This window comes from Microvirga rosea (assembly GCF_020595095.1).
Classification (GTDB): Bacteria; Pseudomonadota; Alphaproteobacteria; order Rhizobiales; family Beijerinckiaceae; genus Microvirga; species Microvirga rosea.
This window is the reverse complement of sequence record NZ_JAJDOP010000018.1, coordinates 21,646-42,057: the sequence shown is the minus strand read 5'-3', so window position 1 is coordinate 42,057 and position 20,412 is coordinate 21,646. Positions and strand designations below refer to the sequence as shown.

Genomic DNA, 20,412 nt, shown 5'->3' with positions numbered 1-20,412 from the left:
CGCTCAAGGGGCATCGCCGTCCTTGAGCGCGGCCGTCACGAGAGTGCGCGCGATCCAGCGAACGGTACGGTCCATCTCCGCCGGCTGCAGGCCGCAGATATCCCTGAGCACAACGACCGTCTCGATTCCGCAGAGAAGCGAAAGGCCGTGAACGAGACGCTCGAAAGCTTCCTGAGGCAGCCGGGCCGCCAGCGGCTCCAATGCGGCGGAAATCCAACGAACGCGGCGTCCGCCGCGGCTGGTTCCGCCTCCGGACACGAGCCCGAGGAAAGTGCGGAAAAGCGCTTCGTTCTGAAGCACCATCGCCAGCACCGCGGACACGATGTGTTGTGCCTTCTCGGCCGGATCCGCGTCGTCCGGGAGCAGCGTTCCAATCGTCTCGAACTCGGACGCGATGGCGTCGAGGATCGCCTCCTGGGCCAGAGCGTCCGGGGTCGAGAAATAACGGTACGCGGTCGCGCGTGAGATGCCGGCACGATCCGCGGCGTCGGGGACGGACGGTGTCTCTCCGTCAACCAGCAACTCCCGCGCAGCCTTGAGCAAAGCCATGCGCGTGCGCTGCTTCTGTGCGACTCTTTCCTTGGTCTCTTGACCCATACTGAAATCCCTTTTATGAGACGAACATCTCATTATGAGACGCAAGTATCATCCAAAATCAGGATATAATGATGTCCGCACCACAGAGCAACACGTCGCCCAGGACCGGTTCGACAGTTCATCTTCTCGGCACCCTCGTGACGTTCAAGGCGACCGCCGCCGATACGGAAGGCCTGTTCTCCCTCGTGGAGGCGACCACGGCTCCCGGCCAGGGCGTCCCTCCCCATACACAGCGGGACGACAGTGAGGCGTTCTATGTTCTGGAGGGAGAATACGAATTTTTCCTCGGCACCGCCGCCACGATCCGTGGACCCGGATCGTTCGTCTACATTCCGCGTGGAACACCGCATGGGTTCAGGAATGTCGGCAATGCGCCGGCGCGGATGCTCATCATCAACCTGCCTGGCGGCTTGCATGAAAATTTCTTCGTCGAGGCAGGGGAAGCGGTCCCGGATGCAAAATCCTTCCCTCCCCTCAGTCCTCCCGACGTTCCAAGGATCATGGAAATCGGCGCACGCTACGGCATCGAGATGCTGCCCCCGCGCTGAAGGGCCGATTGTCTCGGCACGTGTGCTCGCTCTAAAGATGCAAGAACTTCAACCGCGAGATCTCCATGAAGCCGTTGATCGGGAGTCTTATGTTGTCCGCCCTGATATGGGGAACCGGCGGGCACGCTCTGGCTGTCGAGCGCAACACTCTATTCAACGTCTCTCAGGAGATCCTGCGTCTCTATAACGACGACGATTCAGAACATCTGTTTCGGCTTCTCGCGCCGGAACTGCAGACCAAGTATACACCCGACACTCTGAAACAGGTTCTGAGACGATGCAAAGAGCTTTTCGGAAGAATGCAGCGTTTCAGCCTACCGACCATGGGAACACGGACATTCGCGTTCTTCGCAGCCTACGGCACATCATCCGTCTACGACATGATCGTTGAAGTCGATAAGAATGCGAAACTCTTCCATTGGGTTATCACGTCCGATGTGCAGGCTCTGGACCAGCCCTGCTCGATCAACCGCCTTCCTGGCAAATGAGTCATGTCGGAGGGTGGCCTCATACTCCCTCAAGCCCACGGCCTCGTGGCGGCGCCATAGGATGTTCAACGCCGTCCGACACCTTCGGCCCGGAGGAGTCCGAGCCCGGAACCCGGACCCTCCTGACCTTGCTTATGGGGCCTTAGAGGCCGGACATCCGGCTCAGCAGAGCACAAAGTCCCTTCAGGCCCGGATCGTACCCGCTGTCTGATACGGAGACGCTCGCACAGGTGCGACGTAGCTCTCGTTTTTGCGTATCCGTCATCGATCTGAGTTCTGCCGCGAGAGCACCCTGAGCGCCGGGAACGTTCGGCGAGACGGAACCGGTGGTGGATGGGCTTCGTCCCGTGACCGAAGTCCCGCTACTCGCGCGATTGGACCCCACGGACAAGGAGCCTGTGCCTGTGCCTGACCGTCCGCCGACTGTACCGCCCGGAGCAGCCCCGCCGCCGTCATTGCCGCCAATGCTCAATCCGCCACCTGCATTGATACCGCCCGAGCCGCCTATGCCAGCGCCAACACCGGCATTAATGCCTCCGGAGCCGCCAAGGCTTGCGTTCGCTCCTGCCGTCACGCCATTCGATCCGCCGATCCCGAGGCCGGCTCCGGCATTGATGCCGTTTGACCCACCGATACCGGCACCGAGCCCGGCATTCACACCGTTCGATCCGCCAATATTCGCCCCGACACCGGCGTTGACCCCGCCGGACCCGCCGACGCTGGCGCCGAGGCCCGCACTGACGCCGCTCGATCCCCCGATGTTCGCTCCACCCCCGGCCGTGACGCCGCTACCTCCTCCGATATTTGCCCCGGCGCCCGCCGAAATGCCATCGGATCCGCCAAGGCTTGCGCCAACCCCTGCCGACAGTCCGCCCGAGCCGCCAATACTTGCGCCAGCCGAAATACCGTCAGATCCGCCAATGCTGGCTCCGGCGCCCACCTGCGCAACCGAAGGCTGCGCCACGAAGGACAAAACCAGCGCCATTGCTGCACCGCAAACCGTTTCCTTCAAACGATAAGACAGGACTCCATTCATCGCAATTTCCTCCTAGGGATGAGGCCCTCGCCTCAACCAGAAGGAATATTCCGAAGCGTGCGGATGTTCCGGCCCCAGATCAAGAATTCATTCTTTTGCTACTTTTTTCCGAGTATTTAAAGCTTCACAATACTATATTTAGTTAAAAAATGTTATATCATTTGGCAAATCGACTTGAAGATGCAAGTATTATTCTTTGTCGCATCAGTAATAGAATAGATTGAAGTGCGATCACCGCGGCGTCTCCACGATCATGCCGACGAGCCTGCGCACCAACGGCACCGCAGCAAGAGCTGTCGGAAAGGCGACCGCATAGGAAAGGGACCACGACTGCAGGATTCTGAAGATCAGATCCTCCGTCAGCCCAATGGCCCGGACGGTCGCAATCGCCGAAACGATTCCCGACATCACGAAGGAAAGAAGCAGAGGAAAAACGATCGTCTGCGCCCTTGATGGAAGCTTGCGAAAGCGGATGGCATGAGCATTCATGAATCGTCCCCCTTATGATATCCAGCCGGCGTCGAGAGGTGTTATGGCAGCTGCGAGATTCAGGGCGAAGAAGGCCTGGGTGTGAGGCAAGGCCATGTGGCGGTTCAAAGCCGTGACATTGTCGAAGTCCTCCATGAGCAAAAACGCACCCGGCTCGCTGAGAGACTGGAAGAACGTAAACTCGCGGCATCCGTCTTCCCGACGGGTCGCATCCTGCAGGTCCCGAAGCGCCGCGCGCATGGTCCCTTCGGATCCCGCCTTCGCGTAGATGCGCACGATTTTTCGCACGGGGGCGTCGGTTTTCGAGTCGGACAAGCCTTGTTCTCCTTTGGTCATGGCGCCACCTTGCATCCTCTGCCTCCTGTGCGAAATTGCCGAAGTTCTCACACTGGCTGTGAAAGAATCGGGAATGGTCGACTGGGATGATCTCCGCCACTTCGTTGCTCTTGCGGATTCGGGTTCTCTCTCGGCCGCGGCCCGCCGACTGGGCGTCGAGCACGCCACCGTCGCGCGCAGAGTTGCGGCGCTGGAGGCTTCCGTCGGCGCCAAACTCGTCGATCGGCGCGGTGGACGTTATGAGTTGACCCGTGACGGCGAGAGCGTGGCCCAGCACGCCCGCCGGATGGAAACCGAGACCTTCGCAATCGAGCGGTCCATCCGGGCACGCCAGGACGAAGCCGCCACCGAGGTCTCAGTCAGCGCCCCGCCCGTCTTCGCCACGGAAATCATTGCTCCGCGACTGCCACGGCTGAAAGACGCCTATCCGATGATCCGGCTCCGCCTTCTCGGGCAGAGCCACGCGGTATCCCTCCCCCGGCGGGAAGCCGATCTAGCCCTTCGGCTCGTGCGGCCTAGCGACACGACACTGGTCGCACGAAAGATCGGAACGATCGTTTATCGCCTCTACGGATCCGCGGAATATCTGGCTGCTCGCCATCCCGCCGAACATGAGTTCATCGCTTTCGATGACAGTCTCGACGACGTATCGCAGCAGGCGTGGTTGAAGATGATCGCGGCTCCCCGGCCTATCGTCTTCCGCACCAATGACCTTGCAATCCAGTGCTCGGCCGCGGAGGCCGGCTTCGGCATTGCCGCCTTGCCCGACTTTTTGGCCAAGCGCTGCGGCCTTGTGGATGCGGATCCCGAGAACCGATCACACACGCGCGATGCCTGGCTGACATATCATGAAGACCTGCGCGACAACGCCGCCGTTGCGGTCGTCGCGCGCTTTATCGCCGAATGCGTGCAGGAAGCAGGGAGCATCAAACAGGCCCCTTGACCTTGCCATCATGGCAAGGTGCAAAACCGTCAGGATGTTGAACAAGGAACCTGGCTATGCATTCCTTTCATGTCCCGACAATGAGCTGCGGTGGGTGTCTCCGGACGGTGACACGCGCCATACAGGCCCTGGACCCACAAGCCGGAGTTCATGGCGATCTGGAACGGCAGACTATTGACGTTGCGTCAACTGCGACCCGGGATTCTCTCCTCCAGACGCTACAGGAAGCAGGCTATCCGGCGGCTTCAGAGAAGGTGGCTCTCGGCTGACCCTTTCGCCCATGGCCCATATCCGTCATCCCCATTCCCCTGCTGCTTTCATGCAGGTGCAAACGTTCTTTCCATGGAGTTTCGTCATGACACTACGCATATGTTCGTTCATCCTCATGCTGACGGCGGCGCCGAGCCTGGCCTTGGCACAAGGTGCATCTCATGGCAGCCACACGGGGCACGCATCCCCTGCTCCAGCCGCCGACACGGCAGCCACGAAGGGCTATAGGGACGCCAACACCAAAATGCACAAGGGCATGGACATCTCCTACACAGGCGACGCGGATGTCGACTTCGTGCGTGGCATGATCCCTCACCATCAGGGAGCGATCGACATGGCAAAGGTCGTCCTGCAGAACGGCAAGGACGAACAGGTTCGGCAATGGGCGAACGATGTCATTCGTGAACAGGAAAGGGAGATCGGCGAAATGCGGGCGTGGCTCAAGAAAAAGGGAATTGAACAGTAAGCGATGCCCATTCTCCTGCCCCCGATCCGCTGGCGCAGGAGAATGACTGCGGCTATTGCAGGCGGAACTCGCCCTCGACCGCGCGAAGCTCCGCTGGTCGGATGAGGCGTGAATGAGAAACCGTTATCGAAAAGAGCGGTCCGTCCAGTTCTCGCCGCCAATAATCAAGAAACTTCCGTAACGTCGGAAACTTCGGGAAAAGATCGTAATCCTGCCAAATGAACTCCTGCAGAAGGGATCGATGATCAGGAATCCGATAGAAGATCCGCGCCGTGGTCAGGCCGTATCCTTGAAGCTGCAGAACGAAATCCGGTGTCGCTGTCATTGGCTCCTCGCATCAGGGGAAACGGGACGATTTCATCAGAGAGGCCGCTCGCCAGCAAGTTTACAAAAAGAATAATATCAATAAATATCAAAAGGTTAGCAGCATTTCATGAGGGCTGCTGCCAAGCCCGGGCCATCCCTTTCGCCGACAGTTCCCTGACCGCAAAAAAAAAATTTTGGGGGCCTCTTGAACCGTGAAGCTTGCCCGCCCAAATCATCGCCGCGCGAGGGCCGAAACGGCCTCGCCGCAGAAGGTAAACTCTTGAAATCATTGGAGGAAGCTTCATGAAGTTCCGTCCTTTGCACGACCGCGTTCTGGTGAAGAGGATTGACGCGGAAGAAAAGACCGCCGGTGGTATCATCATCCCGGACACCGCCAAGGAAAAGCCGCAGCAGGGCGAGGTCATCGCCGTCGGCCCGGGGGCCCGTGACGAGAGCGGCAAGGTCGTCGCCCTCGACGTGAAGGCCGGCGACATCGTCCTGTTCGGCAAGTGGTCCGGCACGGAAGTGAAGATCGACGGCGAGGATCTCCTGATCATGAAGGAAGCCGACATCATGGGGATCGTCGAAGAAACGGTCGCCCGCAAGAAAGCCGCCTGAGGCGGCATCGCCATCCATCATCAGAGTCAAACATCGTTGCGTCTCAAGGAGTGACGAAACATGGCTGCCAAAGACGTAAAGTTTTCCTCCGACGCCCGCGAAAAGATGCTGCGCGGTGTCGACATTCTCGCCGATGCGGTGAAGGTGACCCTCGGCCCGAAGGGCCGTAACGTGGTGATCGAGAAGTCGTTCGGCGCCCCGCGCATCACCAAGGACGGCGTTACTGTCGCCAAGGAAATCGAGCTTGCCGACAAGTTCGAGAACATGGGCGCCCAGATGGTCCGCGAGGTCGCCTCGAAGCAGAACGATCTGGCCGGCGACGGCACGACGACGGCGACGGTTCTGGCCCAGGCGATCGTTCGCGAGGGCGCCAAGGCCGTGGCCGCCGGCATGAACCCCATGGACCTCAAGCGCGGCATCGACATGGCGGTCGACGCCATTGTCGGCGATCTGAAGAAGAACGCCAAGAAGGTCACCTCGAACGACGAGATCGCCCAGATCGGCACGATTTCCGCGAACGGCGACCGTGACGTCGGCAAGATGATCGCGGAGGCGATGCAGAAGGTCGGCAACGAGGGCGTCATCACCGTCGAGGAAGCCAAGTCCCTTGAAACCGAACTCGACATCGTCGAGGGCATGCAGTTCGACCGCGGCTATCTCTCGCCCTACTTCATCACCAACGCCGAAAAGATGCGCGTGGAATTGGAGGACCCTTACATCCTCATCCACGAGAAGAAGCTCTCGGGCCTGCAGGCCATGCTGCCGGTTCTCGAGGCTGTTGTTCAGACCGGTAAGCCGCTGCTGATCATCGCCGAGGACGTGGAAGGCGAGGCTCTCGCCACCCTCGTGGTCAACAAGCTGCGCGGTGGCCTGAAGATCGCCGCCGTCAAAGCTCCCGGCTTCGGCGATCGCCGCAAGGCCATGCTCGAGGACATCGCCATTCTGACAGGCGGTACCGCGGTGTCCGAAGATCTCGGCATCAAGCTCGAGAACGTGACCTTGCAGATGCTCGGCCGCGCCAAGAAAGTGGTGATCGAAAAAGAGAACACCACCATCGTTGACGGCGCCGGTTCGAAGAACGACATCGAAGCCCGTGTCGGCCAGATCAAGGCGCAGATCGAGGAGACCACCTCTGATTACGACCGCGAGAAGCTCCAGGAGCGTCTGGCGAAGCTGGCGGGCGGCGTGGCGGTGATCCGCGTCGGCGGCGCCACCGAGGTCGAGGTGAAGGAGAAGAAGGATCGCGTGGACGACGCCATGCACGCCACCCGCGCGGCCGTCGAGGAAGGCATCCTGCCGGGCGGCGGCGTTGCGCTCCTGCGCTCGCTCAAGGCCCTCGATGCCGTGTCCCCCGTCAACGACGACCAGAAGACAGGCGTCGAGATCGTGCGCCGGGCCATCCAGGCCCCGGCCCGTCAGATCGCGCTCAACGCGGGCGAGGATGGTTCGATCATTGTCGGCAAGGTGCTCGAGCAGTCCGATTATGCCTCGGGCTGGAATGCTCAGACGGGCGAATACGGCGACCTCTACAAGTTCGGCGTCGTCGATCCGGCAAAGGTCGTGCGTGTCGCGCTTCAGGATGCCGCGTCGGTTGCAGGCCTTCTGATTACCACGGAAGCGATGATCGCCGAGAAGCCCAAGAAGGAAACCGCTCCTGCCATGCCGGCCGGCGGCGGGATGGACTTCTGATCCATCCCTCCTCAAGGCACAGGGCGCCGCGGCCACGCGGCGCCTTTTTTCGTTGTTCGAGAATGCTCACCGCAGGATTGCGGACAAAGCCGACAGCGTGTTGATCCACCGTACGGCATGCTCCGTGCTGGACGGCTCCAGGGCGATGGTGACCGCGTCGAGGCGTGTGGCAACGGGAATGACAGCCGCCAGATCGCAAAGAGCCGGCGTGTTGAACTCGACCTCCAGCCGGTAAGGTCCATCCAGCCTGAACGGCTTCATGCCTCCGGCCCCCCTCACCGCCTCCTCGCTTTTCGCCCTGATCAGAGCCCTTGCGCGCTCTGGTGCGAGGTTGCGCGCCGCACGCTGCCCGAGCGATTGCTTCACGACGGCGTAAAGAGCATCCGGGAAAAGGTCCTTGGTCTCGCTTTGAAGGCAGTCATCACCCGTCAGGAGAATGACCGGAACGCCGATGCTGCCGGCATAGGCGCCGTAAAGGCCCGCTTCCCCGAGTTCGAGGCCGTTCAGATGAATGCGGCCGAACGCAAAACCGTTCACCGTGTGGGCGAGGATCCCGGGTGCGCGCGCACGCGCATGATAGCCGAGACAGATGATGCCGGCATGATCGGGCGTCAGCCCTTCGAACATGTTCAGCGGCTTCGGCTTGCCGATGATCAGCTCGGCCCGCTCGTCGAGTTCGTCGGGGAGCAGATTGCGCATGTCGCCGTGGGAATCGTTCACGAGCACTTCGGTGGCGCCCCCGGCGAATGCGCCCGCGATGGCGGCGTTGACCTCCTGGGTCATCAAACGCCGGGCGCGTTCATATTCCGCATTGCCCATGGCGCCGTGCTGCGGGTTCACCACTCCGGCAACCCCTTCAATATCCGCCGAGATATAAATTCTCATGGAAGTCTCCAACCTTGCGACGGAAGGCTTAGACGACGATCCGTCTCAAGTTGGTGAAGATTTCCGGATCTGGCCTGGAATTTTCGCAGCGTATCTCTCGACGGGCCCCGAAACGGACCCGCCGGGTAAAAACCGTGTCAAGGTCTGCGTGGAATTCAGCGGGCAGCCGTTACCAGGCCTTTCAGCGCATCCTCGACAGCCCGATGAGCAATCTGGGCGATCTGCTCGCTGCGTCTCATCCTGTCGCGCCTGTCGAGCTTTTCGAGAAGCGCGTCGAATTCCTGAGGAATGGCCGGGTCCCCGAGATACCGGGGCTTGGCAGTCGTCTCATAAAGCTGTGCACGTAGCTTCTGGCCCAGATGCTCCTGAACCTGCCGCGGAAGAGGCGGCTGATTGCTCCGTGCCTTTCGGGAGTTATCGCCTATCACAGTCATGACGACCTGCCTTGTTCGAACAACTATAGTTAACGAAGCGTAACCATTAGAGTTCCCTCAAGAATTGCTAAGACTTTAAGCACATCTCGTCTTTTCACCCTCGGATCCCGGCCTAGATGTCTGTGCAGGCAAGCTCTCTTGAGGAGGTGAAACATGGATCTCAACCGCCGCGCCTTCTTGGTCGGTCTGCCCTCCGTGGCAAGTCTCGGTTTTCATTCGGAGAAGAGTTTCGCGCAGCCCCTTTCGGATCGGAACCCCTACGCGGCCATGTATGCACCGGTCGATCATGATCTGTACCCCGTTCCGGGCGTCCCGCTCTCACGGATCAACCAGGCTTTTCTACGCCGGGAAGTGCCCTACGACCGGCCGGAGCCTGCCGGCACGATCGTGATCGATCCACGGGCCCGCTATCTCTACCTCGTTCAGGACGGTGGGACGGCGATGCGCTATGGCGTCGGCGTCGGACGGGCGGGCTTTTCCTGGTCGGGGGAAGCAACGGTCCACGACAAGCAGGAATGGCCCGACTGGTATCCGCCCAAGGAAATGTTCCAGCGTCAGCCCGAGCTGATGGATCAAATGGGAGAACTTCCGGGAGGGCCCGGCATGCCCGGGGGCCCCGGCAATCCCCTCGGGGCCCGTGCCCTTTACCTTTGGCAGGGGAACAAGGATACGCTCTACCGCATCCATGGAACCTTCGAACCCTGGACCATCGGGACGAATGTTTCATCCGGCTGCATCAGAATGATCAACCAGGACGTGATGGATCTTTACGGGCGCACCTCCGTGGGCACGAGAGTGATCGTCCTGGCGGGCGGCGGTCCGGGCGCGAAACGGTCGGCCCAGCGTTCGGGATAGGACCTTAGTCCGCAAGGCGGGAGTCGAAAGTCAAGGCTCGCAGGACGTCGACGGGACGAAATTTCCCGTCGTCGCTAACGCTCGGTTAAACGCTCACCGCGAAACTGGACCCATGTTCCAGTTTGCGTCTGCCTTTGCCCGGAAGATCCGCCCGCCTGTTCTTTGGCGGCTTGCTCCAATTTTGCCATGGTTTACCGCCACGAAATGGCTTGGGACGCCGGGCGAACAAAAGAACTTCAAGGGGATTTCTCGTTACGGCCGACGTTCGGGAGGGTTACTCATGGTACCCGCGCCGCTCTTCGGCCGTCGCATCCCGATGCAACGGCTCCTCCAGATTGGTCTTTGCTCAGCCGCGTCTGCAACATTATTCCTGGCCGCTGTCGTCGCCACGCAGGACGCGGCCGCCGACGGCGACACGCGCTCCTTGAGTTTCTTCCACACCCATCGGCGCGATAGCGCCACCATCACCTTCCGGCGCAACGGGCGCTATGACGAGCAGGCCCTGGCGCAGCTCAACTGGTACCTGCGCGATTGGCGCACGGACGAGCCGGCCAAGATGGACCCGCGGCTTTTCGATGTGCTGTGGGAAGTCTATCAGGAAAGCGGATCGCGGGAGCCGATCAACATCATCTCGGCCTACCGCTCGCCTCAAACCAACGCCATGCTCCGCAACCGTTCAAGCGGCGTCTCCGAACATAGCCAACACATGCTCGGAAAGGCGATGGACATTCGGCTCCCGGACGTGGAGACCGGCCGCCTGCGCGCCATTGCGATGAAGCTGCAATATGGCGGCGTCGGCTACTACGCGTCCTCCGAGTTCGTTCACGTGGATACGGGCAATGTTCGCGCCTGGCCGCGGATGACACAGGATCAGCTGGCCCGCCTCTTCCCCAACGGCAAGACCCTGCACCTTCCGACCAACGGGCGGCCGCTGCCCGGCTACGAGGAGGCCAAGGCGGAAATCCTGCCGCGCAATGCCGCGCTCGCCGCGCAGGCAACCTCCGGCGGTTCGCTGGGCAGCATCATGACCGCCCTGTTCAAGCGCAAGGAGCCGCCACCCGCGCCCGTGGAGACGCAGACCAGCGACCCGGCGATTTCCGCAAGTCCGCCCGGCGTGCCTGCGACGGCGCTGGCCCTGGTGCCGGTTCCGCCTCAGCGCCCGAAGGATCTGATCGCCGTCGCCTCCGTCGAGCCGCCCATGCCTCCCCGCCCGGAACGGCCCATCGTAACGGCGGCCCTTACGACACCTTCGCGATCCATCGAGCCGATCCTCGGGGTCAATCGGACGGCGGCGGTCAAGGCGCTGTTCGATCCCCGGACGGCATTCCTGGATCTGGGCTTCTCGCCCGAGCTGAAAAGCGAGCTGACAACGACGAGCTTCACCGGGCCTGCGGTCAAACCCCTGCCGGTAAAATCTCCCGCTCCCGTGCGACAGGCCAGCGCTGCTCTCAACACAGGCTCGTAGCGGACAGGCCTACGACCCCTGATACTTCGCCAGATCCTTCTGGAGACTGGCGGGATCGATCTGAATCTTGAGGACCGTTCCGCCGAAATCGAGCGTGAGGACCGGTTGGCCGCGATGATCCTCGATCCGGGTCGCAAGAGGCTGGAGCGGAACGCTGCGGGGATGATGCGGGCCCGCCCCTTCCGCGAAGACCCGCGGCGGCAACGCGCGATGAACGCGTGCCATTTCGCCCAGCAGGTCGGAGACGATCGGCGTGGAATCGACCGTTCCGAGAAGAACCTCGTATTCCCGTCCCGTATCCGCGCGCACGCCGAGCGAGAACAGCTGCCCATCGGCGCCGACCTCCACTCGCCACGCCATCGAACCAATGCGCTTCACCACAGCAGGCTCCTTTGCGACCGCTCTTTTCGGTCCGTTCAGAAAGGCGTCTCAAGCCGAACGGGCGATAAAACACATGATCGGTTGAGATTTGGTTTTGACTTAGCGTGATCTGCCCGGCCGCTGCAGGGAGGCCGCCGTCGGCACCTTCAGCTCGCCTTCCGAGTCATCCGGGTCAAGAAAGTGTCCGTCCTTGGGGACGACGAGCCCGGCGCCCAGTTTCGGCGCCTTCTGCTGCGGGCCGCACACCACGGACGATGTCAGGTCCAAGGATGTCTCCGTTCCAGTTAACCGGGCCTTCCCGTTCGGAAGCGTCGCGATGCGGCCCTCGATCCGCATGTGCTGGTCCGGGAAGTCCCACTGGAATGTTTCGCCGGACTGGCTCCATCGCCCCGGCCATTGGTTCTGCGATGTCTTCGACGCGTCGAATGCGTAGGGCGTCACCACGCCCTTGTCGACCTCGCCGCCACCAACCCCGCCGTCAGGATAGAACATGATGAGAAAGCGAGAGTTGTCTCGCGCACGCACGCAATCCCACAAGGTTGCTGCGAGGGTCACACCGTCGGCAAGCGCCGGGGATGGCGCCATGAGCGCCACGACAACAGCACCGGATAAGCTTTTGAGGATTCTTTTCATGAAGCGATCCGACAAGAGACGCGGTGACCAAGGCTGTGCCGGCTGGGAACCGACTCATGATCGCGGTGAGGGACGGATTCTCCATAGCGTGTCGCGCTTCTGGAAACCATCCTCGACGCTGCGCTTCCAACGGGTGAATTGTCCGTCCGTTGCACGAATGCTCCGACAACTTGCGTCCGGATGCAAACCAACTGGAGCGCAAGAACGGACGGACCTCGTCGGAGCGCAGCTCGCAGATGACTCGAATGTCCGCACGATCGGTCTTGGAAAGCCGTTTTGAAAAGTCGCCCTGGAATCAGGTGGCTTTGACCGGACGGCCCCGCTTTGGCGGCATCGATTAAGGCGAAAATAAGAGCGAATGTTCCGGTCACGACGAATATCCGCAAACCCATGGAGCCTGCGCATGGATCAGCGGTCGGCTCTGCATGAAGCGCTCTTGATCCGCGAGTTGAGCGGAATAAACCGTCACGGTCATTCCCGCCTTTTGCCGGGCGAGCCGTTTCAAACGGTCATTCTCATTCTGACACCTCCCCGATTGGAGTTTTCCTCGACGATGACGAGAGTTTCGACGCGAGTTCTGTTTGCCGCAGTTGCCTTCACTTTATCCGGCAGTATCGCGCACGCCGCGAATGCGCGCTTGTCGCCAAGCTTCATGAAGATCGAGCCGAAGACCCGCAGCCTGCAGGTCTGCAACAATAAAGGGTCGAAGCAGATCTCGCGGGAGAAGGACTACGCACGGCTCGATCGAGTTGTGGTCGACGCACTTTCGAGCCCGACCTTCAATGAGAACGTGATTTCAGGAACCGGCGGGGCCTTTCGGCTCAAGGGTCAATGGCACCAGTTTCAATTTCAGTGCATTCTTGCGGATGATCGCCTGTCCGCAACCTCCTTCACCTACCAAATCGGGGATATCGTTCCCGAAGATCAGTGGGAGAAATATGGTCTTTGGCGTTGAGGCCGGAGCGCGGCCAAAAGAAAAAGGGCCGCTGTAACAGCGGCCCAAGTAAGGGAAGAAACTTCAGAGGGAACAACGTCGCCATCGTCGCGGCGTCATGATCCTAATGTGGTGGTCAAACCGGCCTGAAGGCAGGTCTCAGTTCGAAACGCTGGCATGCGATTCGCGCATGGCGACAAAATGCCTATCCGAACGCAATCGGCCGACCTTGGGTCACGGCCCTGATTTCACGTCGCTTCCACACCATCCGGACAGTTGGCGGAGCGACAAGACAGGTGAAGGAGCAGACGACCATACCGACGAGCAACGCAATCATGGAAACCTCCAATGAGGGAGGAAGCGTGCGCCCGTAAGGTCAATGAAGCGTTAACGGGCGCCGCCATCCCTGTTGTGCCTCGCTCCCGACGCTATCCTCCTGAAGCCCCCAACAGAAGAATGTTCGGGTTTGTCGAGGCACAAGCGGGATGATTATCGAGCTGGCTTTCCTGAGCCTTGCATGGCGTTCCGGGCAGTCGGTGATAAAATGGCGTTTCGGGCCCTCCCCGGCCATGGAACGACGCTGGGCATGGACGGTGGACCTTTCGTGAGCGGACCGCTCGATGGAAGCATACCGGTTTTCAGATCGAGATCAGGCGGGACGACAATTGGCGAGCCGTCTCGCCGGCATGGGTCTCACGGATCCGGTTGTGCTCGCGCTGCCGCGCGGCGGGGTTCCGGTCGCACAGCCTATCGCGGAGATTCTCCAGGCGCCCTTGGACCTGCTTCTGGTCCGCAAGATCGGAGTCCCTTCGCAGCCTGAGCTCGCGGCGGCCGCTATCGTCGATGGCGAGGCCCCTCAGATCGTCCAGAACGAGGCGGTGATGTCGCTTACCGGCCTGACCGAACGGGATATCGAGCGGCTGGCGGAGCCGGAGCTGAGGGAGCTGGAGCGGCGGCGACAGGTCTACATGAAGGAGCGGAAGCCGGTTTCCGTCGAAGGAAAGTCGGCGGTCGTGGTCGACGATGGAATCGCCACCGGAACAACCGTGAGAGCCGCGCTCACCGCTTTGCGCCGACGCCATCCTGCCCGCCTTATCCTCGCCGTTCCGGTCGCTCCCACGGAAACGATCGAGGTTCTTCGGCCATTGGTCGACGACATTGTATGCCCTGTCGTGTCCGACGAATTCTATGCCATCAGCCCGTTCTATCGGGAGTTCCACCAGCTTTCGGATGCCGAGGTCACACGACTTCTCGAGCGCCGGTAACGGAACCTGCCGGATTCACGATATATCGAACGCTCGGAGGAGACGAACTTAACAGACGCGCGGCGAGCACCTATAAACACCACGAACCCGCCTCGGTAGGAGGCAACCCTGCTCATGGCTCTCCGCGATGAGCTCGACATCTTCGAGGAACAGAGGCATGGCCGACGTCGTCAGTTTCGGCGAATTGCTGGTCGACTTCGTGCCGACCGTCAACGGCCTCGGCCTTGCTGGAACGGAAGCCTTCAAGAAGGCGGCCGGGGGAGCACCCGCCAATGTCGCAGTCGCCCTGACCCGCCTTGGCATCACCAGTGCGTTCATGGGAATGGTCGGCGAGGACGGTTTTGGCCACTTCCTGGCGGATACCTTAAAAGACGCCGGGGTGGACGTGTCCCCTCTTCTCTTTACCAAGCGTGCCGCCACGGGCCTGGCATTCGTGTCGCTTCAGGCCAACGGGGAACGAGAATTCCTGTTCTATCGCAGCCCCAGCGCCGACATGCTGATGGCATCCGAGGACGTGGATGCGGCGGCAATCGAGAAGGCCCGGGCGCTCCATTTCGGATCCTTGAGCCTCATCTCCGAGCCGTCCCGTTCGGCCACGCTCCACGCAGTCAATTTGGCGCGCCGCTCCGGCAAGATCATCACCTACGACCCGAATCTCCGCCTTCATATCTGGCCCGATGCCGACGCGGCACGCTCCGGCATGCTTCTCGGGCTGAAGCACGCGCAGATCGTGAAGATCTCCGAGGAAGAAGTCGCCTTTCTGACCGGCAGGGACGATCCGATCGCGGGTGCCAGAGCCTTGTGGACAGACGAATTGACCTTCATGGCGGTCACTTGCGGCAGCGCCGGTTGCTACTGGCTGACGCCAGCGGCTCAAGGAAAGGTCGCAGGCTTTGCCGTGGACGCCGTTGACGCGACGGGTGCGGGAGATGCCTTCATGGCGGGCATCATCGCCGGTCTCCTGAAGCAGCCGAGTATCCCGGAAGATCCGGCGCAACTCGATACCATCTGCCGCTTCGCCAATGCGGTCGGGGCTCTGACGGCGACCGGGCGCGGGGCGATCCCGTCGCTCCCTGCCCGAGCCGCCGTCGAAGCCTTCCTGAACGAACGGGCCTCCTGACGGTGACCATCGGACACGAAATGTCTTTTGAATTTCTGTCGGGTGGTCAGCCGCTGCCTGCCCCCTATCTCCCACTCGCGCTTTGCCGTCGGCCAGAAAGCCTTCGGCCAATGTCAAACGGCCCTACGGGTCCATGAGAGGATACAAGGAATGAACGTCGAGACTGTTGCCACGGCACCGATCGAAGGCCAGAAGCCCGGCACGTCCGGGCTGAGGAAGAAGACAGCCGTGTTCATGCAGCCCGGCTATCTCGAAAATTACGTCCAGGCGGTGATCGAAGGCGTCGGCGGGGTCGATGGTCGCACGGTCGTCGTCGGCGGCGATGGGCGCTTCTTTAACGACAAGGCCATTGGAATCATCCTGCGCATGCTCGCGGCAAACGGCGCCGAACGGGCCATCGTGGGCCAGGACGGCATGCTGTCGACCCCCGCTGCTTCCAATGTCATCCGCAAGCGGAAGGCCTTCGGCGGCATCGTTCTTTCCGCAAGCCACAATCCAGGTGGTGAAGACGGCGATTTCGGCCTCAAGTTCAACATCGCGAACGGCGGCCCTGCTCCCGAGTCCATCACCGATGCGATCTTCGCCCGAACGAAGGCGCTGACCGAATACCGTATTCTCAAAGACCAGGCGCCTTCCCTTTCGACGCTCGGCGAAACCAGGCTCGGCAACATGAAGGTCGAAATTATCGATCCGGTCGCCGACTATGTTTCCCTGATGGAGACCCTGGTCGATTTCGACCGGATCCGAAAGCTGTTCGCTTCCGGCTTCACGCTCCGTTTCGACGCGATGCATGCGGTGACCGGCCCCTATGCCAAGGCCATCATCGAAGAAGTTTTGGGCGCTCCGGCCGGCACGGTGATCAACGCCACGCCTCTTCCGGATTTCGGCGGTCATCACCCCGACCCGAACCCGGTCCATGCCGCGGAGCTTTTCCGGCTCATGTTCTCGTCGGACGCTCCCGACATGGGCGCGGCCTCCGATGGAGACGGTGATCGTAATATCGTGCTGGGGCGTGGCATTTCCGTCTCCCCATCCGACAGCCTCGCGGTGCTTGCGGCGAACATTCATCACGCAAAAGGCTATCGCGGCGGCCTGAAGGGCATTGCCCGATCCATGCCCACCAGCCGCGCCGCCGACCGGGTTGCCGAGAAGCTCAAGGTGGACCTGTTCGAGACGCCGACAGGCTGGAAGTTCTTCGGCAATCTGCTCGATGCCGGCCGCGTCACCATCTGCGGTGAAGAAAGCGCCGGAACGGGCTCTCCCCATGTCCGTGAAAAGGATGGCCTCTGGGCAATCCTTCTCTGGCTCGACATCGTCGCCGCGCGGGGACAGTCCATCGCCGAGATCGTGACGGAACATTGGCGCACCTATGGGCGCGACTTCTATACACGGCACGATTATGAGGGGATCAGCACCGCAAGCGGCGATCAGCTCATGGCGGATCTTCGCGGCAGCCTTGCAAGTCTGCCTGGAAAGACGTTCAAGGACCTGACAGTCGCCGAGGCCGACGACTTTGCCTATCAGGACCCGACCGACGGCTCGGTGACCAGCCGCCAGGGCGTGCGCATCATGTTCGACAAAGGGGCCCGTGCGGTGTTCCGCCTGTCAGGTACGGGTACGGAAGGTGCAACCCTGCGCGTTTATCTTGAAAAATTCGAGCCCGATTCATCCCGCCACGACCGCGACCCGCAGGACGTGCTGGCGGACGTCATCGCCGCTGCCGATGCGATCGCGGGCATCCGCGACCGCACGGGCCGTTCGGCTCCGGACGTCATAACCTGAGTGATCAGGCCGCCGAGCTTGGCGGCATCAGGCGGATGGCTGTCAGGCCATCTGTCTTGGTGCCGCGACAGGCGGCGATCCTTCACGGATGGCGCTTCTGATCTGGCTCCGCAATTCGGGCGTATCCTGATGACGATGCACGCTGACCGCATGCATCACTGCGGCCTCGACCAGTTCGTTTTCCGTGTCGGCGACCAGTGCAAGGCTGCAATTCATGTCGCTCGGAATCTCCCGGCAATCGATGAATTTCCGTCCCATGTCCTGCCTCCCTCGGCTCAGACGCATGCGCGGATGACGAGGCGACCGCTTTCGGAAAAACGGCACCGGCCTCATTCTACTCCAGATGCGCCAGCAACACATCCCGGACCTGCATTTTCCCGGACCTGCATTTTCGGCCAAGCTTTGCGATATTGCAAAGGAACCGGCCAAGCTACGGGACGTTCGAGAGGTGATCCTCTGAAAGGAATCGCCATGCGTTATCATCTCATTGCTTCGCTCGCTCTTCTCGCCCTTCCTCTCGCAGCCTGCCAAACCGATCAGGCCGCCGGACCTATGACGGGGGCTGCCGGTGGCGCCGTGGCGGGTGCCGTGGTTGGGGGACCCGTGGGCGCAGCCGTAGGCGGTGTGGCGGGCGCCGCCGTGGGCGGTGTTCTCAGCCCGGATGAATCGACGCGCGTCCAGACCTTCATCGTGGCTCAGCGCCGTCCTTCCATCCGCATGACGGAGGAGGTTGTTGTGGGTCAGCCGCTCCCAGCGCGTGTGAGGCTCTTTCCCATTCCGAACAGCGTCGGTCTTCAGTCCCGTTACAGCTACACGATCGTGAACGATCAGCGGGTGCTCGTCGATCCGCAGACGCGGGAAGTGGTCGAGATTATTCCCTAACGTCGCTCAGCCCTTGAGGTCGTCCGTCATGCTGAACCATGGAGGTCCGGACGCGTCTCCAAGGGCCTCATCTGCTGAACGGCCGTGAGGGTGATCCTCACCCTTGCGATGCGGTTCAGGTCCTGGGGCTTTCCAAGTCCGACCGGTGTGTTGAGATAAGCCAAGCGCCCCTCGGCGGTGACAGGATCGGTAAAGGCGACATGCTCATGCCTCGCGCTCGCCTCGAACAGGTTGAGCGCGCGCAGCTCATCCTCGCTCAAATCGACCTCGGCGACATAATAATCGGCTCGACCGGCAACCGGACGGATCTGCTCTAGCACCCTCTTCAAGAGATGCGGCCATTCGCGAACAAGTTCGGGCATCGTCACCTCCTCTGGATAAGCTAACGCGGGATCTTCGCCACCGGTTCGACCCCTCCGGAGTGTTTCGCGCTTTCCATCTCCGAATAAGCTAAGACATATAGGATACTATTTCAAAAAGAACCTGCCGGTGCACGTTGCCGGGGCAATGCGATCCCAGAAAACGTGATTTCCCGGACGCAGATGATAAACACGATGTTATCCCTCACAGCGCAGTATTACTTGCATTTATACTATAAACACTGAACAATACTTAGTTTAGAATGTTTCCATTTTAGTATTTTACTGTTGCCAGACGCATCGGTTTCGGACTAGCCATCCCGTCATCAGCATCCGGATGCGGAGATGGACATGAGATTGCGCGCAGTCGCGCTGGCGGCCCTTCTGGCCGGGGCGGCCTTCAGCAACATGGCACATGCGGAGCCTCCGCAGCCGAAGGTCGTGATTGAGACCTATGTGTCGCTGGCACAGGCCATGTACGGCGATGCCGCCAACGCCGCCCGGGATCTCGCGAAGGCTGTCGACGGCTTCCTGGCCAACCCCACCGAGGAAAGCCTGGGCGCGGCGCGCGCGGCGTGGCGAAAGGCCCGCGTTCCGTATCAACAAACCGAGGGTTTTCGGTTCGGCAACAAGGCGATGGACGAGATGGAGGGCAAAGTGAACGCCTGGCCGCTCGACGAAGGCCTGATCGACTACGTCGACCCGAAGAGCTACGGCGAAACCTCGGACGAAAATCCGCTCTATAGAGCCAATGTCATTGCCAACAAGACGATCCGGATCGGCAAGAAGCAGGTGGATGCTTCGAAGATCACCAAGAAGCTCCTCGCCGATACCCTGCAGGAGGCCGGGGGCGTCGAGGCCAATGTGGCGACAGGCTACCACGCCATCGAGTTTCTTCTCTGGGGTCAGGATCTGAACGGCACGGAGCCAGGGGCCGGAGTCCGTCCGGCAACGGATTTCTCGCTCCAGAACTGCACGCACGGCAATTGCGACCGTCGGCGGGACTACCTCAAGGCCGCGACGGATCTCCTCGTGGACGATCTCGCCGAGATGGCCAAGGCCTGGGATGCCAAGGGCAAGGCCCGGCAGGACATCGTCAAGAAAGGCCCGAACGAAGGCCTCGCGACCATTCTCACCGGCCTCGGCAGCCTGTCTTATGGCGAGCTTGCCGGCGAGCGCATGAAGCTTGGCCTCATCCTCCACGATCCCGAGGAGGAGCACGACTGCTTCTCGGACAACACGCACAACTCCCATTACGGCGATCAGATCGGTATGGTGGCCATCTACGAGGGCCGCTATACCCGGACGGACGGCAAGGCGGTTCAAGGGCCGAGCATGGCCGAATATGCCCGTGCCAAGGCTCCCGAAGAAGCGGCCAAACTGGAAGCCGCCATGAAGAACGCCACGGAGAAGCTCCGCGTCATCAAGGACCGTGCGGATTCCGGCAAAGAGGCTTATGACCAGATGATTGCCGAAGGGAACACCGAGGGCAACAAGGTGGTCCAGGACGGCGTCGACGCGTTGGTGGCACAGGCACGGGCTATCGAGGGACTGGTGAAAAAACTTGGCCTCACGATCTCGGTGGAAGGCTCGAAAAGCCTCGACGATCCGTCGGCAGTGTCGAAGTAACC

The 20,412-nt window shown here is 61.1% G+C and carries 26 protein-coding genes; 15 read left to right on the top strand and 11 right to left on the bottom strand.

Annotated elements, in window-relative coordinates; genetic code table 11:
• Positions 1-3: 3 nt before the first annotated feature.
• Positions 4-597 (bottom strand): TetR/AcrR family transcriptional regulator, encoded by a 594-nt coding sequence (locus LJD17_RS22375; protein WP_227386423.1) that lies wholly within the window; start codon positions 595-597, stop codon positions 4-6.
• Between the two features lie 68 nt (positions 598-665).
• Here LJD17_RS22375 and LJD17_RS22370 point away from each other — a divergent pair, with 68 nt between their 5' ends.
• Positions 666-1,145: a cupin domain-containing protein gene (locus tag LJD17_RS22370; RefSeq protein WP_227386422.1), complete on the top strand. Its 480-nt coding sequence runs from the start codon at positions 666-668 to the stop codon at positions 1,143-1,145.
• 65 nt (positions 1,146-1,210) lie between these two features.
• Entirely contained in the window at positions 1,211-1,633 is a 423-nt protein-coding gene (locus tag LJD17_RS22365; protein ID WP_227386421.1) for a hypothetical protein, read from the top strand.
• Positions 1,634-1,775: 142 nt separating this feature from the next.
• Here LJD17_RS22365 and LJD17_RS22360 read toward each other — a convergent pair whose 3' ends face one another.
• From LJD17_RS22360 to LJD17_RS22350, 3 genes are all read right to left on the bottom strand, one after another.
• Complete coding sequence (locus tag LJD17_RS22360; RefSeq protein WP_227386420.1) at positions 1,776-2,669, bottom strand: hypothetical protein; 894 nt, start codon at positions 2,667-2,669, stop codon at positions 1,776-1,778.
• Between the two features lie 231 nt (positions 2,670-2,900).
• Positions 2,901-3,158 (bottom strand): DUF2798 domain-containing protein, encoded by a 258-nt coding sequence (locus LJD17_RS22355; protein ID WP_227386419.1) that lies wholly within the window; start codon positions 3,156-3,158, stop codon positions 2,901-2,903.
• A gap of 12 nt (positions 3,159-3,170) precedes the next feature.
• Entirely contained in the window at positions 3,171-3,473 is a 303-nt protein-coding gene (locus LJD17_RS22350) for a putative quinol monooxygenase (protein ID WP_227386418.1), read from the bottom strand.
• Positions 3,474-3,567: 94 nt separating this feature from the next.
• On the opposite strand from LJD17_RS22350, the gene LJD17_RS22345 reads away from it, so the two are divergent.
• From LJD17_RS22345 to copM, 3 genes are all read left to right on the top strand, one after another.
• Entirely contained in the window at positions 3,568-4,437 is an 870-nt protein-coding gene (locus LJD17_RS22345) for a LysR family transcriptional regulator (protein ID WP_227386417.1), read from the top strand.
• A gap of 56 nt (positions 4,438-4,493) precedes the next feature.
• Complete coding sequence (locus LJD17_RS22340; protein ID WP_227386416.1) at positions 4,494-4,706, top strand: heavy-metal-associated domain-containing protein; 213 nt, start codon at positions 4,494-4,496, stop codon at positions 4,704-4,706.
• A gap of 116 nt (positions 4,707-4,822) precedes the next feature.
• On the top strand, positions 4,823-5,173 hold the full coding sequence (copM, locus tag LJD17_RS22335) for a CopM family metallochaperone (protein ID WP_406600866.1): 351 nt from the start codon (positions 4,823-4,825) through the stop codon (positions 5,171-5,173).
• Between the two features lie 52 nt (positions 5,174-5,225).
• On the opposite strand, the gene LJD17_RS22330 is transcribed toward copM, so the two are convergent.
• Complete coding sequence (locus LJD17_RS22330; protein ID WP_227386414.1) at positions 5,226-5,498, bottom strand: usg protein; 273 nt, start codon at positions 5,496-5,498, stop codon at positions 5,226-5,228.
• A gap of 284 nt (positions 5,499-5,782) precedes the next feature.
• Here LJD17_RS22330 and groES point away from each other — a divergent pair, with 284 nt between their 5' ends.
• Positions 5,783-6,097, top strand: a complete 315-nt coding sequence (gene groES, locus LJD17_RS22325) for a co-chaperone GroES (RefSeq protein ID WP_227386413.1) — start codon at positions 5,783-5,785, stop codon at positions 6,095-6,097.
• Positions 6,098-6,157: 60 nt separating this feature from the next.
• Positions 6,158-7,786, top strand: coding sequence for a chaperonin GroEL (gene groL / locus LJD17_RS22320; protein WP_227386412.1), 1,629 nt, complete (start codon positions 6,158-6,160; stop codon positions 7,784-7,786).
• Between the two features lie 66 nt (positions 7,787-7,852).
• Here the strand turns inward: groL and LJD17_RS22315 are convergent, their stop codons facing one another.
• Positions 7,853-8,671, bottom strand: a complete 819-nt coding sequence (locus tag LJD17_RS22315) for a M55 family metallopeptidase (RefSeq protein ID WP_227386411.1) — start codon at positions 8,669-8,671, stop codon at positions 7,853-7,855.
• 155 nt (positions 8,672-8,826) lie between these two features.
• The gene (locus LJD17_RS22310) at positions 8,827-9,105 is read right to left on the bottom strand and encodes a hypothetical protein (RefSeq protein WP_227386410.1); all 279 of its coding nucleotides are present in this window, start codon (positions 9,103-9,105) and stop codon (positions 8,827-8,829) included.
• Between the two features lie 153 nt (positions 9,106-9,258).
• On the opposite strand from LJD17_RS22310, the gene LJD17_RS22305 reads away from it, so the two are divergent.
• Both LJD17_RS22305 and LJD17_RS22300 read left to right on the top strand, forming a co-directional pair.
• Complete coding sequence (locus LJD17_RS22305) at positions 9,259-9,960, top strand: L,D-transpeptidase (protein WP_227386409.1); 702 nt, start codon at positions 9,259-9,261, stop codon at positions 9,958-9,960.
• A gap of 280 nt (positions 9,961-10,240) precedes the next feature.
• A complete protein-coding gene (locus LJD17_RS22300) occupies positions 10,241-11,425 on the top strand; it encodes a DUF882 domain-containing protein (RefSeq protein ID WP_227386408.1) in 1,185 nt (394 codons plus the stop codon).
• Positions 11,426-11,434: 9 nt separating this feature from the next.
• Here the strand turns inward: LJD17_RS22300 and LJD17_RS22295 are convergent, their stop codons facing one another.
• Both LJD17_RS22295 and LJD17_RS22290 read right to left on the bottom strand, forming a co-directional pair.
• The gene (locus LJD17_RS22295; RefSeq protein WP_227386407.1) at positions 11,435-11,806 is read right to left on the bottom strand and encodes a hypothetical protein; all 372 of its coding nucleotides are present in this window, start codon (positions 11,804-11,806) and stop codon (positions 11,435-11,437) included.
• A gap of 99 nt (positions 11,807-11,905) precedes the next feature.
• On the bottom strand, positions 11,906-12,439 hold the full coding sequence (locus LJD17_RS22290; RefSeq protein ID WP_227386406.1) for a hypothetical protein: 534 nt from the start codon (positions 12,437-12,439) through the stop codon (positions 11,906-11,908).
• A 403-nt stretch (positions 12,440-12,842) separates the two neighbouring features.
• Between LJD17_RS22290 and LJD17_RS22285 the strand changes: the two genes are divergently transcribed.
• The 4 genes from LJD17_RS22285 (at position 12,843) to LJD17_RS22270 (ending at position 17,540) form a co-directional block, all read left to right on the top strand.
• Positions 12,843-13,394: a DUF930 domain-containing protein gene (locus LJD17_RS22285; RefSeq protein ID WP_227386405.1), complete on the top strand. Its 552-nt coding sequence runs from the start codon at positions 12,843-12,845 to the stop codon at positions 13,392-13,394.
• Positions 13,395-14,038: 644 nt separating this feature from the next.
• Positions 14,039-14,638: a phosphoribosyltransferase gene (locus LJD17_RS22280; protein ID WP_264478548.1), complete on the top strand. Its 600-nt coding sequence runs from the start codon at positions 14,039-14,041 to the stop codon at positions 14,636-14,638.
• Between the two features lie 157 nt (positions 14,639-14,795).
• Positions 14,796-15,758, top strand: coding sequence for a PfkB family carbohydrate kinase (locus LJD17_RS22275; RefSeq protein WP_227386403.1), 963 nt, complete (start codon positions 14,796-14,798; stop codon positions 15,756-15,758).
• A gap of 150 nt (positions 15,759-15,908) precedes the next feature.
• Positions 15,909-17,540 (top strand): alpha-D-glucose phosphate-specific phosphoglucomutase, encoded by a 1,632-nt coding sequence (locus LJD17_RS22270; protein WP_227386402.1) that lies wholly within the window; start codon positions 15,909-15,911, stop codon positions 17,538-17,540.
• 42 nt (positions 17,541-17,582) lie between these two features.
• On the opposite strand, the gene LJD17_RS22265 is transcribed toward LJD17_RS22270, so the two are convergent.
• Positions 17,583-17,798, bottom strand: coding sequence for a DUF1059 domain-containing protein (locus LJD17_RS22265; RefSeq protein WP_227386401.1), 216 nt, complete (start codon positions 17,796-17,798; stop codon positions 17,583-17,585).
• 213 nt (positions 17,799-18,011) lie between these two features.
• Here LJD17_RS22265 and LJD17_RS22260 point away from each other — a divergent pair, with 213 nt between their 5' ends.
• Positions 18,012-18,422 (top strand): DUF1236 domain-containing protein, encoded by a 411-nt coding sequence (locus LJD17_RS22260; protein WP_227386400.1) that lies wholly within the window; start codon positions 18,012-18,014, stop codon positions 18,420-18,422.
• A gap of 26 nt (positions 18,423-18,448) precedes the next feature.
• Here LJD17_RS22260 and LJD17_RS22255 read toward each other — a convergent pair whose 3' ends face one another.
• Positions 18,449-18,784, bottom strand: coding sequence for a hypothetical protein (locus LJD17_RS22255; protein WP_227386399.1), 336 nt, complete (start codon positions 18,782-18,784; stop codon positions 18,449-18,451).
• 348 nt (positions 18,785-19,132) lie between these two features.
• On the opposite strand from LJD17_RS22255, the gene LJD17_RS22250 reads away from it, so the two are divergent.
• Positions 19,133-20,410, top strand: a complete 1,278-nt coding sequence (locus tag LJD17_RS22250) for an imelysin family protein (RefSeq protein WP_227386398.1) — start codon at positions 19,133-19,135, stop codon at positions 20,408-20,410.
• The last annotated feature ends 2 nt before the right edge of the window (positions 20,411-20,412 follow it).

Coding starts and splice junctions, on each gene's coding strand:
- LJD17_RS22375 (WP_227386423.1), bottom strand. CDS start 597: ATGGGTCAAGAGACCAAGGAAAGAGTCGCACAGAAGCAGCGCACGCGC.
- LJD17_RS22370 (WP_227386422.1), top strand. CDS start 666: ATGATGTCCGCACCACAGAGCAACACGTCGCCCAGGACCGGTTCGACA.
- LJD17_RS22365 (WP_227386421.1), top strand. CDS start 1,211: ATGAAGCCGTTGATCGGGAGTCTTATGTTGTCCGCCCTGATATGGGGA.
- LJD17_RS22360 (WP_227386420.1), bottom strand. CDS start 2,669: ATGAATGGAGTCCTGTCTTATCGTTTGAAGGAAACGGTTTGCGGTGCA.
- LJD17_RS22355 (WP_227386419.1), bottom strand. CDS start 3,158: ATGAATGCTCATGCCATCCGCTTTCGCAAGCTTCCATCAAGGGCGCAG.
- LJD17_RS22345 (WP_227386417.1), top strand. CDS start 3,568: ATGGTCGACTGGGATGATCTCCGCCACTTCGTTGCTCTTGCGGATTCG.
- LJD17_RS22340 (WP_227386416.1), top strand. CDS start 4,494: ATGCATTCCTTTCATGTCCCGACAATGAGCTGCGGTGGGTGTCTCCGG.
- copM (WP_406600866.1), top strand. CDS start 4,823: ATGCTGACGGCGGCGCCGAGCCTGGCCTTGGCACAAGGTGCATCTCAT.
- LJD17_RS22330 (WP_227386414.1), bottom strand. CDS start 5,498: ATGACAGCGACACCGGATTTCGTTCTGCAGCTTCAAGGATACGGCCTG.
- groES (WP_227386413.1), top strand. CDS start 5,783: ATGAAGTTCCGTCCTTTGCACGACCGCGTTCTGGTGAAGAGGATTGAC.
- groL (WP_227386412.1), top strand. CDS start 6,158: ATGGCTGCCAAAGACGTAAAGTTTTCCTCCGACGCCCGCGAAAAGATG.
- LJD17_RS22315 (WP_227386411.1), bottom strand. CDS start 8,671: ATGAGAATTTATATCTCGGCGGATATTGAAGGGGTTGCCGGAGTGGTG.
- LJD17_RS22310 (WP_227386410.1), bottom strand. CDS start 9,105: ATGACTGTGATAGGCGATAACTCCCGAAAGGCACGGAGCAATCAGCCG.
- LJD17_RS22305 (WP_227386409.1), top strand. CDS start 9,259: ATGGATCTCAACCGCCGCGCCTTCTTGGTCGGTCTGCCCTCCGTGGCA.
- LJD17_RS22300 (WP_227386408.1), top strand. CDS start 10,241: ATGGTACCCGCGCCGCTCTTCGGCCGTCGCATCCCGATGCAACGGCTC.
- LJD17_RS22290 (WP_227386406.1), bottom strand. CDS start 12,439: ATGAAAAGAATCCTCAAAAGCTTATCCGGTGCTGTTGTCGTGGCGCTC.
- LJD17_RS22285 (WP_227386405.1), top strand. CDS start 12,843: ATGGATCAGCGGTCGGCTCTGCATGAAGCGCTCTTGATCCGCGAGTTG.
- LJD17_RS22275 (WP_227386403.1), top strand. CDS start 14,796: ATGGCCGACGTCGTCAGTTTCGGCGAATTGCTGGTCGACTTCGTGCCG.
- LJD17_RS22270 (WP_227386402.1), top strand. CDS start 15,909: ATGAACGTCGAGACTGTTGCCACGGCACCGATCGAAGGCCAGAAGCCC.
- LJD17_RS22265 (WP_227386401.1), bottom strand. CDS start 17,798: ATGGGACGGAAATTCATCGATTGCCGGGAGATTCCGAGCGACATGAAT.
- LJD17_RS22260 (WP_227386400.1), top strand. CDS start 18,012: ATGCGTTATCATCTCATTGCTTCGCTCGCTCTTCTCGCCCTTCCTCTC.
- LJD17_RS22255 (WP_227386399.1), bottom strand. CDS start 18,784: ATGCCCGAACTTGTTCGCGAATGGCCGCATCTCTTGAAGAGGGTGCTA.
- LJD17_RS22250 (WP_227386398.1), top strand. CDS start 19,133: ATGAGATTGCGCGCAGTCGCGCTGGCGGCCCTTCTGGCCGGGGCGGCC.